We start from the raw sequence: 17,170 nt of genomic DNA, 5'->3' as shown, positions 1-17,170 counted from the left end.
AGGATCGCGACCGGGTGCGTGACCTGGCGGAGGGTCCCCGAGAGCGTCGTGCGGCCGGACGCCACTGATGACCGCAGCTCAGCGGTCGTCAGGTGTTTCCCTGCCATTGGGTATGGGGCGCCACTTTCATGGATAAAATCACTGCACTTATGCACGGTTATGACGAGCACGACCAGGCGAGATGGGTACCGGAACCCCCCGGCAACCCGGAGCGAGGCTCGTTCCAGCGGGATCGGGCACGGGTGCTGCACAGCGCGGGGCTGCGGCGGCTCGCCGCCAAGACCCAGGTGGTCGGGCCCGGGGAGACCCTCGGCAGCGGGCAGCACATACCGCGCACCCGGCTGACCCATTCGCTGGAGTGCGCCCAGATCGGCCGGGAGATGGGGCAGTCGCTCGGCCGCGACCCCGACCTGATGGAGACCGCCTGCCTGGCCCACGACCTCGGGCATCCACCGTTCGGGCACAACGGGGAGACAGCGCTCAACGAGCTCGCCGCCGGGTGCGGCGGATTCGAGGGGAACGCGCAAAGCCTGCGCCTGCTGACCCGGCTGGAGGCCAAGGTCCTCACCGAGGACGGCCGCAGCGCCGGGCTCAACCTCACCCGCGCCTCCCTGGACGCCGCGGTCAAATACCCGTGGACTCGCGAGACGAGTCCCAAATACTGCGCCTACGGCGACGACATGGCCGTCTTCGAATGGATCAGGCAGGGCGCCCCGGAGGGACGGGTCAGCTTCGAGGCCCAGATCATGGACTGGGCCGACGACGTCGCCTATTCGGTGCACGACCTGGAAGACGCCGTCCACTCGGGTGCCGTCGTGCCGGAGGGCCTGCGCGACCCCGGCGAGCGCCGGGAGGTCTGCGCGACCACCCGGGTCTGGTACGCCCCGGAGGCCGACCCCGAGGAGCTGGAGGACATCTTCGGACGTCTGGTCGCCCAGCCGCTCTGGCCCCGCCACTTCGACGGCTCGCTCACCGACCTCGCCGCGATCAAGAGCCTCACCAGCTCACTCATCGGCCGTCTCTGCCGGTCGGCGCAGCTGGCCACCCAGGAGGCCTACGGTCAGGCGGGCGGCCGATACAGCGCCGACCTGATCGTGCCCCGGGCCATCCGGCTGGAGTGCGCCCTGTTGAAGGGGCTCACCGCCCACTACGTGATGACCCGGGACGCGCACAACGCCAACCAGGCCAGGCAGCGCGAGCTCATCCACGACCTGGCCCACCTGATCATGCTGGGCGCGCCCGGCACGCTGGAGCCCGCGCTCCGGCCCTCGTTCGTCAGGGCCGGGAGCGACGCCGCGCGGCTGCGCGTGGTCATCGACCAGATCGCCTCGCTCACCGACACCTCCGCGGTCACCTGGCAGAGACACCTGTCCGGCCGCTGACCCCGGGAGCGGTCAACCGCCCACCGTGATGTGTTCGTCGTTGGCCTTCGGGGGTTTCTCGCTGGGCTTGGGCTTGGCACCCGGCTTGGACGCGCACAGGGTCACGCACTTGGGCGCCGCTCCCGTCTGGTTCATCACGGCCTGCATCTCGTCCTTGGGGGAGAGCGTGCGGTTGCCGTTCAGCCAGGCGTCCAGGTAGTTCCACGGGTTGACCATGCCCCGCCGTACCCACCAGAGCGCGGGGGAGGTCTTCCAGGAGATCGCGAAGTAGAGGTTGCTGGCGGTGGAGCGGGCATTGCCCGAGTTGCCGACCTGGCCGAGGAGTTGGCCCGCGCTGACCCGGGTGCCCGGTGCGATCCCGGGAGTGACCCTGTCCAGGTGCCCGCCGAGATAGCGCACGCCGTCGTCCCCGACGACCGTGACGAACCGGCCCTCGCGGTCGGCTCCCCGGTCGGTGGAGGGCTTCCACCGGTTCGTGGTGTTGACCTCGTCGACCACCCCGTTCACGGGCGAGACGAACGAGCATCCCTTGCCGGACCAGATCGTCGTCTTGGGCAGGACCAGCAGCCTGCTCTCGTAGGTCACCCGGCAGTTCTTCACGGGGAAGACGTAGGTGTGTTCGGACACCTTCGGCGGGGGCACCTGCACCGGAGCGGCGGCCTTGGGCCGTTTGATCACTACCGGCACCTTGGGGGCGGGCGTTCCTGTCGGGGGCGGCAGCGTCGAGGTCACCGCGCCGGGCGTCGCGGCGACGACTTCGGCCGCAGAGGCCGGGGGCAGGGTGCCGACGCCTGCCACACCTCCCGGTGACGCGCAGGCCCCCGTGACGAGCACCGCTCCGGTCACGGCGGTCAATCGTGCTATGTGCCCCGATCGCATGATCTCCACCCAGTTAACTTATCGAGAATCCGCCTTTACCTTTGTAACGGACCTTCCGATTGGTCACGACCCGTTCTGGAAAGTCACCTCTGTCGGCAGAGGTCGAGCCGCCGGAGCAGGGCCTGTCCTGCGGCCTCGCCGTGCCGAGACGCCGCCCGGACGACCGCGGTAGGCAAAAGATCTAGGGGCAGGGCCTAGACTCACGGCGTGGCAGGCCGGATCAGTGACGAGGACATCGCGCTCGTGCGGGAGCGCTCACCGATCGCCGACATCGTGGGTGAGCACATTCAGCTCCGCAACGCGGGCGGCGGAAACCTGAAGGGACTGTGCCCCTTCCATGACGAGAAGAGTCCGTCCTTCAACGTCACCCCCACCCGGGGATACTGGTACTGCTTCGGCTGCGCCGAGGGCGGCGACGTCATCACCTTCGTCCGGCGGTTGGAGCACCTGTCGTTCGGCGAGGCGGTGGAACGCCTGGCGAACCGGGCCGGCATCCACCTCCGCTACGAGCAAGGCGGTTACGTCCCCGGCCGGGAGCAGGGGGAGCGGAGCCGGCTGATCGAGGCGCACCGGGCGGCGGCGGAGTTCTACGCCTCGAAGCTGGCCGGGCCGGACGCCGCGATCGGGCGCAAGTTCCTGTCAGAGCGCGGGTTCGAACGGGTCGACGCCGAGCACTTCGGGGTGGGTTACGCGCCCGCCGAGTGGGAGGCGCTCGCGCGGCACCTGATGGCCCGGGGATTCACCAGCGCGGAGCTGGTCAAGGGCGGCCTGGCCAAGGAGGGGCGACGGGGCCCGATCGACCGGTTCCGGGGACGGCTGGTCTGGCCGATCCGCGACATCACCGGTGATGTGATCGGTTTCGGTGCGCGGAAGCTGAACGAGGCCGAGGACGGTCCCAAGTACCTCAACACCCCGGAAAGCCCGCTCTACAAGAAGAGCGAGGTCCTCTACGGCATCGACCTGGCCAAGCGGGAGATCTCCAAGCGCGCCCAGGCGGTGATCGTCGAGGGCTACACCGACGTGATGGCCTGCCATCTGTCGGGACTGCCGACGGCGGTGGCCACCTGCGGGACCGCGTTCGGGGCCGAGCACATCAAGGTGCTGCGGCGGCTGCTGCTGGACCAGTCGGGGTCGCAGGGCGAGGTGATCTTCACCTTCGACGGTGACGCGGCCGGGCAGAAGGCGGCGCTGCGGGCCTTCGCCGACGAGCAGAAGTTCGTCACGCAGACCTTCGTGGCCGTCCAGCCCGATGGGCTCGACCCATGCGAACTGCGCATCAAGCAGGGCGAAGCGGCCGTACGGGACCTGATCGCCAGCAGGGAGCCGCTGTTCGCCTTCGCGATCCGCAGCGTGATCTCCCGCTACGACGTGAGTACCAACGAGGGCCGGCTGTCGGCTCTGGACGCCGCCGCGCCGATCGTGGCCGCCATCAAGGACCGGGCACTCCGTCAGCTCTACGGCGTGGACCTCGACCGGTGGCTGGGTTTCAACAACGAGCGGTTCGTCATGGACCGGATCGCGGAGATCTCCGCCACCCCCCAGTCGCGTCCCCAGCGACCCTCCGGGCCGCGGAAGGTCGCCGATCTCACCGATCCCGGGGTGCGGATCGAGACCGAGGTGCTGAAGCTGGCCGTGCAGCGCCCCGCGTTGATCGGCCCCGGGTTCGACGCCATCGGTGCCGAGGCGTTCACGCTGCCCGAGCATGCCGCGCTCTACAAGCTGATCATGGATGCCGGGGGCACCCCGGCGGCCGGGCACGGCGGCAGGGAGTGGGTGGACCGGCTGCTGGCCGAGGTGACCGACGCGCTGCGCGGGGTGGTCACCCGGTTCGCGGTGGAGGAGCTGCGCGCGGACGTGGCGAGCGAGGAGCGCTACGCCTCGGCCATGCTGGCCGCGCTGGAGCTCGTCTCGGTGACCCGGGCGATCGAGCAGTTGAAGTCGCTCATGCAGCGGACCAACCCGGTCGACGAACAGCAGGACTACAACCGGCTGTTCGGGGAGCTGGTCGCACTGGAACAGCAGCGCCGCGTACTGAAGGAACGCGCCGCCGGAAGTTGATCGCGTAATTGGCTTTAATTTCCATACGGCGATTCGACCAAACCCTAATAAGGTCTCGGTTCGATAATGATCGCGGCCTTACCTTCGGTGCCAAAAATAGGTCTGCCATTTTGGGGGCCCAATACAGCAGACTGTCTCCCGTGGGTGCATCGGTGCTGCCAAGTGGGCCGCCATCGGTAGACCAGGTGGCCGACCTCGTTGCGAAAGGAAGGGAGCGCGGAAGCGTCACGGTCGACGACGTGGCCGCTGCTCTCGACAAATCCGAGCTGCCGTCGGACGCGCTCGAACGCGTCGTCCGCATGCTCGCCGAGCACGGAGTGGAGGTCCTCGAGCCCCAGAGCGACGAGGAGACCACCCGCTCCGATGAGGAGGATGTCGGTAAAAGGGCTCCGACCAGCGATCTGGTCCGCATCTATCTGCGGGAGATCGGACGGGTGCCGCTGCTCACGGCTGAGGAGGAGGTGGAGCTCGCCAAGTCCATCGAGGCTGGGCTGTTCGCCGAGGACAAGCTGACAAGCGTCGTCTCACGACTGGCCTTCCCGGAGTTCAAGGAACTGGTCTGGCAGGGCACACGGGCCAAGCAGAGGCTGATCGAGGCCAATCTGCGGCTCGTCGTATCGATCGCCAAAAGATATGTGGGCCGCGGGATGCTGTTCCTGGATCTGATCCAGGAGGGCAACCTCGGGCTCATCCGGGCAGTCGAGAAATTCGACTACACCAAGGGATACAAGTTCTCCACGTATGCCACATGGTGGATTCGCCAGGCGATCACACGGGCGATCGCCGACCAGGCGCGCACCATACGCATTCCGGTGCACATGGTCGAAACGATCAATAAGTTGGTCCGGGTGCAGCGCCAGCTCCACCAGGACCTCGGCCGCGAGCCGGCGCCCGAGGAGATCGCACTGGAGATGGATCTTCCGATCGACAGGGTGATCGAGATCCAGCGCATCGCCCAGGAGCCCGTCTCGCTGCAGTCGCCGATCGGCGAGGAGGACTCCGACCTCGGCGACTTCATCGAGGACGCGGACGCGGTCGTACCGATGGAGGCCGCGGCCTTCATCATGCTGCAGGACCAGCTCGACGACATCCTCGCGACGCTGTCCGACCGCGAGCAGCGCATCATCCAGTTGCGCTTCGGTCTCGCCGACGGCCATCCCCGGACGTTGGAGGAGGTCGGCCGGGAATTCGGCGTGACGAGGGAGCGCATCCGGCAGATCGAATCCAAGACCCTGGCCAAACTCCGCCATCCGACCCGAGCGCAGATGCTCCGCGACTATCTCGACTGAGAGTCCGTACGGCGAAGGCCCCCTGGTTCCGTTCCCGGGGGCCTTCGCCGTTCTCCGGCCCGAGTCCCCGATAACGGTGAGTGACTTTTTTTGCCCCATCGGTAACTCTGTGGATTGGCAAGATGAGGTAAGGGAAAGCTAAGTCAGGGATGCCAACCGACCATCGGGAGCCTTGATGCCCTCCACCCTCCGCCCAGTCGCCGCCCACGGCCTTCTCGCCGCACGCACCGCCGGCGGTCCGGCCGGTGACGGTCCCGCCGCCCTCGCGGGCTGATCCTTCCGGGAAGGGGAGACATGCCTGATCTCAGCCGACGCAGGCTCCTGACCGGAGCCGGCCTCGCCATGGGTGCCGGTGCCGCCGCGGCCGCGGGAACCGGTCTGATCCGGCAGCCGGAGCCGGTCCGGCCCGACCCGGCGGGCGCCGTGGTCCCGTTCCACGGAGCACACCAGGCGGGGATCGCCACGCCGGTCCAGGGCCGGCTGCACTTCGCCGCCTTCGACCTGAGCACCGGCTCCCGCGAGGAGGTCAGGGCGATGCTGAAGGCCTGGACCGCCGCGGCCGTCCGGATGACCGCGGCGCAGGAGATCGGCGGCGGGGCCACGGGGGCGGAGCTCGCCCCACCGGACGACACCGGTGAGGCCATCGGTCTGCCCGCCTCGCGGCTCACGCTGACCGTGGGCTTCGGCCCCTCGTTCTTCGACAGGCTCAAGCTGCCCCGGCCGGCCCGGCTCAAGGAGTTGCCGCACTTCCCCGCCGACCGGCTCGACCCGGCCCGCAGCGGTGGCGACCTCTGCGTGCAGGCGTGTGCCGACGACCCCCAGGTGGCGGTGCACGCCGTACGGAACCTGGTGCGGATCGGCTTCGGCACGGCCGCCATCCGATGGTCCCAGCTCGGCTTCGGCAAGACGTCCTCGACCACGCCGGACGTGCAGACCCCGCGCAACCTGATGGGCTTCAAGGACGGCACCAACAACATCGCCGGCACCGACGGCGGGAAACTGGACGAGCACGTCTGGGTGGGTGCCGAGGGGCCCGAGTGGCTGCGCGGCGGTTCCTATCTGGTGGCCCGGCGGATCCGGATGCACATCGAGACCTGGGACCGCACCTCGCTGAAGGAGCAGGAGGACATCTTCGGCCGGACGAAGCGCGAGGGCGCCCCGTACGGAGGCGTGCGCGAGCACGATTCCGTGGTCCTGGACAAGATGCCGATCGACGCCCACGTACGGCTGGCCAACCCGGCGGCCCTGGGCGGGGTGACGATCCTGCGCCGGGGCTACTCCTTCACCGACGGCAGCGACGGCCTGGGGCGGCTGGAGGCGGGTCTGTTCTTCCTGGCCTACCAGCGCGACCCCGAAAAGGGCTTCATCCCGATCCAGCGTGCGCTGGCGGCGAAGGACTCGCTCAACGAGTACATCCAGCACGTCGGATCCGGCATCTTCGCCTGCCCGGGAGGGGTGCGGCCGGGCTCGTTCTGGGGCGCGGGGCTCCTGGCCTGAGAGTGCCGGAAGGAGCACGCGGCACCGCCCGGTGGCGGTGCCGTTCATCAGGCGTTAAACACTTTTTGATGTATTTGAGGAGCATGGGATGGGTAAAGCTCTGTTCTATGAGTGATTGCAGGCGCAGACTGGGCAAATGGAGCTGCGGTCGGCGGTAGACGACGCCGCTCTCCGGCGCGAGGCATGGTCGGTGCTCGACGCGAACTGGACGGGATCCGCCACGGTGCCCGCACCCGGCCTCTACCCCCACCAGTGGAACTGGGACGCGACCTTCGTCTCGATCGGCCTGGCCCGATGCGCCCCACGGAGAGCGGGGACCGAACTGCTCAGCCTGATGGCGGGGCAGTGGAGCACCGGCATGGTGCCGCACATCGTCTTCCACCCGGCCCGAGCCGAGGGCTACTTCCCCGGCCCCTCCGTCTGGCGTTCGCAGGACCACCCGGCGTCTCCCAACCGGGTGGCCACCTCCGGGCTGACCCAGCCGCCGCTGCACGCCCTGGCCGTGTGGCGGGTGTGGCGGTACGCCGCCGACCGTGATGAGGCGGCCGCCCTCGTCCGCCGGGTGTATCCGATGCTGGCGGCCCAGCACGGATATCTCGCCGGGACCAGGGACCTGGGCGGCGGCGGGCTGGCCGCCATCGTGCACCCGTGGGAGTCGGGGATGGACGACAGCCCCGCGTGGGACGCCCCGATGGCCGCCCTGCCCCCGGTCCGGCGTTCCCATCGGCGCGGTGAACCTCCCGGCTGTCATCTCGACTCCTATCAGGACCGCTACGTCTGGCTGGCCACGTGTTACCGCGACACCGGTTACGACGGCGCCTACCTGCGTGAGGACCACCCGTTCGCGGTCGAGGACCCGCTGTTCAACGGGATCTGGCTGGCCTCCTGCCAGGCGCTGGCCGAGCTGGCACCGCTGGCGGGCGCCGACCCGGAGCCGTACCGGGAGGCGGCCGAGCGGATCCGTGCGGGGCTCCTGGAGCGGCTCTGGGCCGACGGTGTCTTCCGCGCCCGCGACCTGCGCAGCGGGCGGTTCAGTCCCGTGTGCACGGTCGGATGCTTCGGGCCGATGCTCGATCCAGGCCTGCCCGACGACCTGGTGAAGAAGCTGGTGAGCGTGCTGGAGTCCCCCCGTTTCATGGGCGCCGCCGGATATCCGGTGCCGAGCTGCGAGATCCGCGCCGCGCAGTTCGACCGGACCCGCTACTGGCGGGGGCCCTCGTGGGTGAACACCAACTGGCTGCTCCGGCAGGCGCTGGCCGTACACGGTCTGACGGAGATGGTGTCACTGCTCGGCACGGCCACCCTGCGGATGGTCCGGCAGGCAGGGTTCCGTGAGTGCTTCGACCCCTTCGACGGCAGCGGGCGAGGCGGCCGGGACTTCTCCTGGTCGGCCGCGCTCACCCTCGACCTGCTCACGGATAACGTTGGTCCATGAAGCTCTTCAACCGCATGCCCGCCGAGGTCCGCACCGCCGTCGCGCCGACCGACCGGGTGCTCACCTACGCCGGAGGGCCGGACGGTTACGTGATCGCCACGGACCGGGCACTCTACCTGGGCGGCACCCGGCTGCCGTGGTTCCAGGTGGATCGCGGCGTGTGGGACGAGCAGGGGCTGACGGTCGTCACCACGGCGGGGGAGTCGTACCGCGCCCTGCTACCCGAGCCGGGGCGGATCCCCGAGGCCGTGCGGGAACGGGTGACCGCCTCGATCCTGGTGAACCAGTACGCCCCTCTCGACGCACGCGGGGGAGTCCTGCTGGTGGCCAGGAAGACCGACGACGACCGGGTGGTCTGGGAGTTCGTCTTCGACGCGGGGCTGGACCCCGCCGACCCCGGCCTGCGGGCCCTCGCCGAGCAGGCGCTGGAGGAGACCCGCCGCAGTTTCGGCGTCTGACTCGCGCCGATCGGCCGCCGGCGCCGCGGGTCATCGGGGCCCGGACAGGCGGAAGGCCCCCGAGGGGGCCTTCCGCAGCCGGTCGATCAGGGATGCGGGGCGTGGGCCCGCTCGTCCTCCGGCCAGCCGACTCCGGTCTCGTCGTGCTTCTGGGCCTGCCAGCCGTTCTCCGACTGCAGGAACGGCAGCCGGTTCCTGGCCACGTGGGACACCTTCGTCCTGGCCACATTGGTGACCTTGGAGATCCGGGCGCCCACCAGACCGGCGGTCTCCTGCACCGAGGGGTTGTCGGACACCCGCTGAGCGAGCCGCTTGATCTCTTCGTAACGCTCCCGGCCGGCCCGGCTCCCCAGGATGTAGCCCACCGCGAGACCCACCCCGAACATCATTCGATAACGCATCTCCACCTCCACAACCGTGCTCCGCCAGGCCCCTACCCACGGACCGCGTGTTCTCTCGGACCTACCCCGGTGGATCGATGCGACACACACCCGCAGAGTGCGCTAATCTATTCCTGCGCCGCAAGGAGCGGGGAAAACATCCCAGGCCAAGCGGCGCAGAGCACGATCCCGTGTAGCTCAATCGGCAGAGCAGCCGGCTGTTAACCGGCAGGTTATAGGTTCGAGTCCTATCGCGGGAGCATCATTCAGAGGCCCCAGGAGCCATGCTCCTGGGGCCTCTGCGTTTGTGTACTGATTTGGAAGACAAAACACCTTCAGTCATAGAAGATGACAGATGTCGCGTCACTATCGCTATGATCGCCTGTCAGCGAGGGCGACGCGGCCGCCGCGGAACACACAGCGATCGCAGTGGGGCAAGGGCCGCTGCACACAGGGCACCGCGCCGCCCGGAACGGCCGTCCGTGCCCGTGCACGCATAGGTGGCTGTTCTGTGCTGATCTGGCGAGGGTTCCCCACCCGTACACCGGACCTGATTCACGGTGTCCAGCGAGTGGTGTCCATGTTCTTGAAGACGAAGGAGTTCGTTCCGGTCGTGCAGGGAATCGACATTGCCGCGGTTGCGGACTTCTTCCAGTTGTTCTACCGGGAGAACCCGGCCGCGGGGCCGATGGAGGCTCGCCTGCGCGAGGTCCAGGTCGAGATCTACCAGACGGGAACCTACACCCACACCCCCGAGGAGCTCGCCTTCGGCGCCCGGGTGGCCTGGCGCAACAGCTCCCGGTGCATCGGGCGGCTCTACTGGCACTCGCTGCAGGTGCGTGACCGGCGGTGGGTGAACACGGCCGAGGGTGTGGCCGTGGAGTGCGTGAACCACCTCAGGGAAGCGGCGCCCAACCGCAGGATCCGGCCGACGATCACGGTGTTCGCCCCGGACCGGCCGGGCAGGCCGGGGCCGAGGATCTGGAACGAACAGCTGATCCGCTACGCCGGATACGCGATGGACGACGGGTCCGTCGTCGGCGACCCCCGATATGTGGACTTCACCACGATGGTGCGCAAGCTCGGCTGGCCCGGAGGGCCCGGCACGCCCTTCGACGTGCTGCCGCTGCTCGTCTCGATGGGCGACGGACCGCCGTTGATGGCCACGGTGCCCGGTGACGCCGTGCTGGAGGTGCCGCTCTCCCATCCGTCCTATCCGTGGTTCGAGAGGCTGGGGCTGCGCTGGCACGCCGTACCGGCCATCTCCAACATGTGCCTGGAGATCGGCGGGATCCACTACCGGGCGGCGCCGTTCAACGGCTGGTACATGGGCACCGAGATCGGCGCACGGAACTTCGCCGACACCGACCGCTACAACATGATGCCGATCGTCGCCCACTACCTGGGCCTGGACACCACCAACGAGCGCTCGCTCTGGCGCGACCACGCCATGGTGGAGATCAATGTGGCGGTGCTGCACTCCTTCGACCGGGCGGAGGTGACGATAACCGACCACCACACCGAGTCACAGCGCTTCCTGACCCACCTGAAGCGCGAGGAGAAGGCCGGCCGGGTCTGCCCGGCCGACTGGAGCTGGATCGTGCCACCGATGTCGGGCTCCACCACACCGGTCTTCCACCGCTACTACGACGAGGCCGACCTCTCGCCGAACTTCGCCCACCACCCCGACTCGCTGGAGCGGGGACTCGGTCATGGGAACGTGGCGGGGTGGTGATCCCGGCGAGCCGGGATCGGGCCGTACGTGTGGGGATCCACCTCGTGGTGGAGCGGACCTGAGGGTTCCGCCAGGCCGTGCCGTGTGATGCGGGTGAGGCCGTACGGCAGTGCGCGGGTGAGGCCGTGCCGTGTGACGCGGGTGAGGCCGTACGGCAAGGGCGCGGGACGGCGCTGAGAGGGGCGGGCGCTCCTGAGCCGGCGCGGTTCCTGTCGTAAAGTCGGGAGCCCGACTGCTCAGGAGGATGCCGTGCGCATCGCATTCGCCGGACTGGCCACCAGCCACCCCTTCACCGACGCCCGCACCGTCGCCCGCCGTGCCGAGCTGGTGGTGTGGGAGGACGACGCCGCGCGGCTGGCGCGTTTCACCGAGGAACACCCGGCGGCCACCGTGGTCTCCAGCCTGAAGGAGCTCCTGGCGGCGGAGCCCGACGGCGTCGTCCTCACGGTGCCCACGCCGCGGACGGCGGAGGCGCTGGGACCGGTGCTGGAGACGGGGGCGCCCTGTTTCGTCAACAAGCCGGCCGCCGCCACCCGTGAGGGGCTGCGGGAGCTGGACGAGCTGATCGCGCCGGTCGCCGGGCGGGTGATGTCCGGCTCGGTGCTGCGCTTCGCTCCCGGATTCGCCGGTTACCGCGTCGACCCCGCGCGGGTGCTGGCGGTCCGGGCGACGGTCCGGCACGACGTGGGGATCTGGGCCACCGGCTACAACCCCTGGCAGGACGATCCGGCGGAGGGAGGCGGCACGATGGTGACGATGGGCATCCACGGGGTGGAGCTGCTCGTCGCCCTGCTCGGTCCCGACGTGCGGCTCGTCGGCGCGGCGGGTGCGACCCGTCACTACGGTCCGCTCCGCTCGGAGGACACCGGTGTCATGGCGCTGCAGTGGGGTAACGGCATTCCCGGCACCGTCGAGATCCTCGGGGTCTCCGAGGAGGAGTCCTACACGGTGACCGTCCACACCCGCGACGCCGCCGAGACGGTCGTGCTCCGGGGCGGGGACGACGTGCTCCGCGCACTGGGCTACGAGGGCACGATCGAGGCGTTCCTCGCCATGGTCGGCGGAGCGCCCAGCCCCGTTCCGTGGGAGCAGACCCGCGCCATCCTCGACGTGCTGATCTCGGCGCGGGAGACCGTCTCACCGAGCTGACGCTCCGCCGTGTCCATTGACATTCGTAGCTCGTCAAATTTACGGTCTGGACCGTAAATGAGAGCGAACGGGCCGCCACGGCGCCGGTGCCCGGATCCGGCCGAGTACCTGTCACCGGGCCGGCTCGCCGAGATCGACCGGCTCCGGCGGCTCACCCCTGGCTTCGAGATGCCGACTTCGCCGCCGGGGGCCTCGACCGGCGGCTGGGCTAGAGGGTCAGCCGGTACATGGTCAGTGGGCGGCCGCTCGAACCGCTCGAAAGGTTTCCGGTGCGTTCGGCGAGTCCCGAGAGCTCCAGGCGGTGCAGCATCCGGCGGGCCGTCCGCTGCTGCACCCCGAGGCGCTCGGCGATCTCGCGGGTGGTGAGCGGTTCGTCGCCCACGGCGGCCTGGGCCTCGAGCAACTTCTCCAGTGTCGGGACCGACAGCCCCACCCGGCGCGCGATCACGTTGAGGTTCTTCCCGCCGACCGGCGCGGCGGTGACCGATTCGAGCACGATGTCGGTGTCGGCGCGGAGTGACAGCACCGCGGCCACATCGCCGATGCGGCGGGCGCGGGCGAGGGCGCGACGCGCCAGGCTCTCGGCCTCCGCCGCGCTGCGGCCCAGGCCGAACCCCACCCGCACGACCCGGTTGTGGCTCGCCAGGCGCGACAGCATGGGCAGCGAGGAGAAGCCGCCCGTCGCGTCGGAGAGCGGGCCGCGCGTGGTGACGAGCAGGTGGGTGCCACCGCGGAAGGCGGCCAGCGTGCCGCCGAGCGCGGCGGCCTCACGCAACAGGCCCTCCTCGCCCTCCACCTCGATCAGCCCCAGCGCGATCTGCGCGTCCTCCTGCGCCTGCCCCTCGGCCGACAGCAGAAGCTGGCGCAGGGCGACACGTACCGAGTGCGCCGAAGGGGCCAGGCGCAGCACGTGCATCTCCTCTCGCAGCGCCTCGTGGACCGAGCTGAGGCAGGTGACCGCGGCGTGTTCCCGCCCCCTGCGATGGAACGCGACGGCCTTCTTCGAGCTCATCCCCTGGCGGTAGGGGAGTATTCGGAGATCCTCGGTGGGCAGGCCCGCCTCGGTGAAGGTCGCCACGATGTCGGCGGCGGCGAGAGTGTCGACGGACAGCCGGGTGACGTCCTGTCCTTCGCGCTGCAGGCGGACCAGCGCGCTGAGCAGGGTGGCGCCGGAGTAGTCGACGAACGCGGCGGGCCGGGTGAGCACGTCGGCGTCGCGTGCCAGCATGTACGGCACGATGCCGGTGAACAGCCACCCCTCGACCGCCGGCGCGTGAGCCTCCACGATCGCGGGCGCCTGCGACTCGTGGTCGTAGTCCAGCCGCAGCGCGCTCACCCCGAGCTGCTCGTCGCAGATCGCGGCCACCTCGTCCACCAGGTCGTGAGGGCCGACGACTCCGATGACTGTGCCCACCCGGGCCTCCTCGTTCCCTATTACGGTCGAGACCGCTATCGTTCGATTCTATCTTTGCGAGGTGCTCGTCGAGCCTGACCTTCCCCGGCGTGGCCGGACCGGACGGGCGGACTCTCGGCGACGAGGAGGTGGCCGCCGCCCCCGATCCCGGAGACGGGATCAGCACGACCCCGTGGACCGGCTTCGGCACGGTGGCCCCCATCTTGGCGCAGAACGCCGTTCCTGTCTTCGCGGACGCCGATCCGCTGACGGGGAAGCTCGATCCGGCCGCGGTGGCCGCGCTCGTCGGCCCGCCTGTCAGGTCGCCGCGGCCGATCCGAGCCGGGCATCGCGGCCGATCCGAGCCGGGGACCGCCGGATGCACGCCGCCGGACGCGGCGTCTAGGCTCGCCGGATGCACATCGATTCACGGGCGGCCCTGCTGCGCGACCGGCTGCGCGGCATGCTGGTCGCGGCGGCGGCCACCCCCATGACCGCCGCGGGTGAGGTGGACCTCGACCTCGCCGACGCCTACCTGAGAGGCCTCGTCGCCGACGGGGCCGACGCCCTGGCCGTGCTCGCACACACCGGGCGCGGACCCTTCCTCGCACCGGAGGTCCGTGCGGGCCTGATCGGCCGTGCCGTCGCCACCGGCGTGCCGGTGGTCGTGGGAGTCGGTGGATCCCCTGGTACGGCGGGCGCGGAAGGACCGTCCGGCACGGAGGGCGCCAGCGGCTCTCCGGCCGCGGATCCGGGTACGGCGGCCGGTGCCGACGCGGTCCTCGCCCGGATGGTGGCCGAGGCGCGGACGGCGGCCGACCTCGGTGCGGACGCCGTCCTGGTGTTCCCCGCCGACGATCCGGTGGCCGCCCACGACGCGATCTGGCGTTCGACCGGCCTGCCGATGATCGCCTTCGACCTCTACGTCAGGCCCTACCCGGCCGACGTGCTGCGCCGGGTGGTCAGCCACCCCGGGGTCGCGGGGCTGAAGACGGCGCTGCTGTCGGACGCCATGGGCTGCCAGGAGGCGATCGCTCTCACCCGTGCGGCGGGCAGGCTCGCCATCACCGGCGAGGACCGGATGTTCGGCCCGTCGCTGCTGTGGGGGGCCGAAGCCGCACTGGTGGGCATCGCGGCGGCCCGCGTCGAGGTGACGGCGGAGGTGCTCCACGCCTTCACCGGTTCCGACCTGCGCCGGTTCGAGTGGGCGTCGGCGCGGCTCGACCGGCTCGCGGCGGCGACCTTCACCGAGCCGATGGAGGGGTATGTCCAGCGCATGCTCTGGCTGGCCGCCGCCGAGGGGCGCATCCCGGACAGCCACGCCCACGATCCGTACGGCCCCGGCCTGGCGGAAGACCGGGAGCTCCTGGTGGCCGGTGAGCGTCACGTCCGCTCGCGTACCGAGGAGGCCGGCGACCTCTCCGCCGGCCTCCTCGGCGAGGGCAGGCTGCCGGCGACCGGGCGGACGGAGCCGTCCGCGACGTCACCGTGAGCCGTCGCCGGTCCGGTCAGCGCCGGCCGGAGATCGCGATGCGGACGAGGTTCCGGCCGCGCAGGCCGTACAGCGCGCGACCCGACGGGTCGAGGGAGAGTTTCGGCTCCCCGCCGAACCACTCGCCCGCCAGGCCGCCGGCGATCGTCGTCGCGGTGAGCCGGGGCAGGTCGACCTTGTAGACGCGGTCGCCGTCGGTGCCGTAGGCCACGAGGCCGGTGACGACGAGTTCGCCGCCGCGGTCGGCGACCTTGGCGGTCCGGGTGACCTTGCGGCGCAGGAAGTCGTACTCGAACAACACACCTGTGTTGGTCAGGCCGTACAGGGCGAGAGGGGTCTGCCCGAGGGCGGCGACGTACTGCGCGCCCGGCACCGGTTCGAGCTCCCAGACGAGCTTGCGCTTCCGGAGGTCGAACGCCGCCAGCCGGGCCGTGGTGGTCACCGGCGGCAGACCGAGTCCCTCCTGGATGTTCGTGCCGAGGTAGGCCGTGCCGAGCCGGGTGGCTACCGAGTACACGCTCTGGCGCTCGACGACCGGCCGGTAGGTGTCGAACGCGCCGGTGCGCGGGGAGTACAGCGACAGCGCCCCGTTGATGTGCCCGGGCTCGGGCTGGGTGGGCATCACGATCAGCCCGGTCAGGGTGTCATAGGCCAGGTCGCGTGGCCGGTCCTGCTGGTTGCCGGTCCGGGCCAGCAGCCGCGCCGAGCTCTCGCCGGGCCGGTGGGCGTAGAGCAGCCCCTGGGTGTAGACGCCGAGATACGTGGTGTCCTTGAGCGTCAGCGCCGTCTTCGGCTCGCCCGGGATGCCCAGCCGGGTACGGGTCCCCGCGGCCACGTCGTGGATGTCGGCGCCGCCCTTCCCGCCCACGTAGACGTGGTGGCCGTCGGAGTGCACGGACATCGGCTGCTCGGGCGCGGCCCGGAAGCCGCGCTGGACGAGGCTGCGGTACTCCAGTGAACCGGTCGCCGGGTCGTAGACGAAGACCGCGCCGTCCTGGATGCCGTAGACGCGGCCGTCGTGGACCAGGAGCCGATGGGTGGCGGCCTCGGGATAGGCCACGCCGAGCGACTCGACCTCGCCTCCGGACAGCGGGCACCGGTACAGGGCACCCGACGGCCGGCCGGCGAAGTAGACGTAGCCGTCGTGGATGACCACCGAGGTCACGTACTTCTCCCCCGGGGCGGTCGCCTTGAGGATCCGGTGGTCGGCGGGGTCGGAGGTGGACAGCACGAGCACCTCGCCGGACGACGAGATGCCCGCCGCGAGGTGGGTCCCGGAGAGGGTCATGCTCGCCACGAAGTCCCGGCTCGCGAGCTCGGCCGGGAGGATCTCCCGCTTCGCGCCCGTGGCGCGGTCGATCGCCACCAGGTGGGCATGCGCGCCGACCCCCGCGTAGACGGTGGTGTCGTCGGCGGCGACGCTGCGCACGTACTGCTCGCCCGGCGTCGCGACACCCAGGTCACGGCTGGTGCCGGCGGCCGGGTCGTACTCGACCACCCGGCCGGTCGGCGACAGGCCCATGTAGACCTTGCCGTCGGGCGAGGCCGCCATGGCCCAGATGTAGTCGTCGGAGTAGCCGGCGGCCTTGGTGACGGTACCGGTGAGGGTGTCGAGCCGGTAGAGGTCGGAGGCGCCTCCGTGGGTGCCGATGTACACGTCGGTGCCGGTGGCGCACATCGCCCACACCCCGATGCCGGTGGGGATGTCGAAATGGGCGGTGACCGCGTCCGCGGCGAGGTCGTAGGAGCCCACCGCGTTGGGGGAGAGCCCGCGGGTGGCGGCGTAGAGGACGCCACCGGCGAACTCGGCGTTTCCCAGGGCGCTGGTGACGCTCGCAGGGCCGAGGTCGGTGAGCGTCCCCTCGGGTTCGCCCGTGGCTCCGTGGGCGGGCGCCGACGGGACGGCCGCCGAGACGGCGCCCGTGGCGACCGATCCCGCGGCGAGTTGGAGGAACCGGCGGCGGGGGATCGTGCGTGGGGGGATCATGCGTGCCTCCGAGAAGTTGGGTCGGGCGCAAGGTAT

14 protein-coding genes and 1 tRNA gene are annotated in these 17,170 nt (G+C 70.3%); 11 read left to right on the top strand and 4 right to left on the bottom strand.

Annotated elements, in window-relative coordinates:
• Positions 1–149 precede the first annotated feature (149 nt).
• Positions 150–1,382: a deoxyguanosinetriphosphate triphosphohydrolase gene (locus tag OHA77_RS09715; RefSeq protein ID WP_406317558.1), complete on the top strand. Its 1,233-nt coding sequence runs from the start codon at positions 150–152 to the stop codon at positions 1,380–1,382.
• A gap of 12 nt (positions 1,383–1,394) precedes the next feature.
• Here OHA77_RS09715 and OHA77_RS09710 read toward each other — a convergent pair whose 3' ends face one another.
• The gene (locus tag OHA77_RS09710; protein ID WP_406317557.1) at positions 1,395–2,228 is read right to left on the bottom strand and encodes a M23 family metallopeptidase; all 834 of its coding nucleotides are present in this window, start codon (positions 2,226–2,228) and stop codon (positions 1,395–1,397) included.
• A gap of 240 nt (positions 2,229–2,468) precedes the next feature.
• On the opposite strand from OHA77_RS09710, the gene dnaG reads away from it, so the two are divergent.
• The 5 genes from dnaG to OHA77_RS09685 all read left to right on the top strand — a co-directional run bounded on the left by dnaG (position 2,469) and on the right by OHA77_RS09685 (position 8,998).
• Positions 2,469–4,319: a DNA primase gene (dnaG, locus tag OHA77_RS09705; RefSeq protein WP_406317556.1), complete on the top strand. Its 1,851-nt coding sequence runs from the start codon at positions 2,469–2,471 to the stop codon at positions 4,317–4,319.
• 185 nt (positions 4,320–4,504) lie between these two features.
• Entirely contained in the window at positions 4,505–5,608 is a 1,104-nt protein-coding gene (gene rpoD, locus OHA77_RS09700; RefSeq protein WP_406317554.1) for an RNA polymerase sigma factor RpoD, read from the top strand.
• Positions 5,609–5,902: 294 nt separating this feature from the next.
• The gene (gene efeB, locus OHA77_RS09695) at positions 5,903–7,105 is read left to right on the top strand and encodes an iron uptake transporter deferrochelatase/peroxidase subunit (RefSeq protein ID WP_406317553.1); all 1,203 of its coding nucleotides are present in this window, start codon (positions 5,903–5,905) and stop codon (positions 7,103–7,105) included.
• A gap of 136 nt (positions 7,106–7,241) precedes the next feature.
• Positions 7,242–8,540, top strand: a complete 1,299-nt coding sequence (locus tag OHA77_RS09690) for an MGH1-like glycoside hydrolase domain-containing protein (RefSeq protein ID WP_406317552.1) — start codon at positions 7,242–7,244, stop codon at positions 8,538–8,540.
• Entirely contained in the window at positions 8,537–8,998 is a 462-nt protein-coding gene (locus tag OHA77_RS09685) for a hypothetical protein (protein ID WP_326820963.1), read from the top strand. Before OHA77_RS09690 ends, OHA77_RS09685 begins: the two co-directional genes overlap by 4 nt.
• 86 nt (positions 8,999–9,084) lie before the next feature.
• On the opposite strand, the gene OHA77_RS09680 is transcribed toward OHA77_RS09685, so the two are convergent.
• Entirely contained in the window at positions 9,085–9,399 is a 315-nt protein-coding gene (locus tag OHA77_RS09680; protein WP_326820964.1) for a YtxH domain-containing protein, read from the bottom strand.
• Positions 9,400–9,565: 166 nt separating this feature from the next.
• On the opposite strand from OHA77_RS09680, the gene OHA77_RS09675 reads away from it, so the two are divergent.
• The 3 genes from OHA77_RS09675 (at position 9,566) to OHA77_RS09665 (ending at position 12,262) form a co-directional block, all read left to right on the top strand.
• Positions 9,566–9,638: transfer RNA gene (locus OHA77_RS09675), tRNA-Asn, on the top strand.
• A gap of 320 nt (positions 9,639–9,958) precedes the next feature.
• A complete protein-coding gene (locus tag OHA77_RS09670) occupies positions 9,959–11,113 on the top strand; it encodes a nitric oxide synthase oxygenase (protein WP_406317550.1) in 1,155 nt (384 codons plus the stop codon).
• Positions 11,114–11,362: 249 nt separating this feature from the next.
• Entirely contained in the window at positions 11,363–12,262 is a 900-nt protein-coding gene (locus tag OHA77_RS09665; protein ID WP_406317548.1) for a Gfo/Idh/MocA family protein, read from the top strand.
• A 208-nt stretch (positions 12,263–12,470) separates the two neighbouring features.
• Here the strand turns inward: OHA77_RS09665 and OHA77_RS09660 are convergent, their stop codons facing one another.
• The gene (locus OHA77_RS09660) at positions 12,471–13,676 is read right to left on the bottom strand and encodes a hypothetical protein (protein ID WP_326820967.1); all 1,206 of its coding nucleotides are present in this window, start codon (positions 13,674–13,676) and stop codon (positions 12,471–12,473) included.
• An 89-nt stretch (positions 13,677–13,765) separates the two neighbouring features.
• Between OHA77_RS09660 and OHA77_RS09655 the strand changes: the two genes are divergently transcribed.
• Both OHA77_RS09655 and OHA77_RS09650 read left to right on the top strand, forming a co-directional pair.
• On the top strand, positions 13,766–14,149 hold the full coding sequence (locus OHA77_RS09655) for a DegT/DnrJ/EryC1/StrS family aminotransferase (RefSeq protein ID WP_406317547.1): 384 nt from the start codon (positions 13,766–13,768) through the stop codon (positions 14,147–14,149).
• Entirely contained in the window at positions 14,071–15,147 is a 1,077-nt protein-coding gene (locus OHA77_RS09650; RefSeq protein WP_406317546.1) for a dihydrodipicolinate synthase family protein, read from the top strand. The genes OHA77_RS09655 and OHA77_RS09650 overlap by 79 nt, the downstream gene beginning before the upstream one ends.
• Before the next feature lie 16 nt (positions 15,148–15,163).
• On the opposite strand, the gene OHA77_RS09645 is transcribed toward OHA77_RS09650, so the two are convergent.
• Positions 15,164–17,134 (bottom strand): hypothetical protein, encoded by a 1,971-nt coding sequence (locus OHA77_RS09645; protein WP_406317544.1) that lies wholly within the window; start codon positions 17,132–17,134, stop codon positions 15,164–15,166.
• Positions 17,135–17,170 lie beyond the last annotated feature (36 nt).

The sequence above is a fragment of the Streptosporangium sp. NBC_01639 genome (genome assembly GCF_045209755.1).
Taxonomy (GTDB): domain Bacteria; phylum Actinomycetota; class Actinomycetes; order Streptosporangiales; family Streptosporangiaceae; genus Streptosporangium.
Note: the sequence above shows the minus strand (reverse complement) of the source record. Positions and strands in the feature narration are given on the sequence as shown.

Coding starts and splice junctions, on each gene's coding strand:
- OHA77_RS09650 (WP_406317546.1), top strand. CDS start 14,071: ATGCACATCGATTCACGGGCGGCCCTGCTGCGCGACCGGCTGCGCGGC.
- OHA77_RS09690 (WP_406317552.1), top strand. CDS start 7,242: ATGGAGCTGCGGTCGGCGGTAGACGACGCCGCTCTCCGGCGCGAGGCA.
- OHA77_RS09670 (WP_406317550.1), top strand. CDS start 9,959: ATGTTCTTGAAGACGAAGGAGTTCGTTCCGGTCGTGCAGGGAATCGAC.
- OHA77_RS09685 (WP_326820963.1), top strand. CDS start 8,537: ATGAAGCTCTTCAACCGCATGCCCGCCGAGGTCCGCACCGCCGTCGCG.
- OHA77_RS09715 (WP_406317558.1), top strand. CDS start 150: ATGCACGGTTATGACGAGCACGACCAGGCGAGATGGGTACCGGAACCC.
- OHA77_RS09680 (WP_326820964.1), bottom strand. CDS start 9,399: ATGCGTTATCGAATGATGTTCGGGGTGGGTCTCGCGGTGGGCTACATC.
- efeB (WP_406317553.1), top strand. CDS start 5,903: ATGCCTGATCTCAGCCGACGCAGGCTCCTGACCGGAGCCGGCCTCGCC.
- OHA77_RS09645 (WP_406317544.1), bottom strand. CDS start 17,134: ATGATCCCCCCACGCACGATCCCCCGCCGCCGGTTCCTCCAACTCGCC.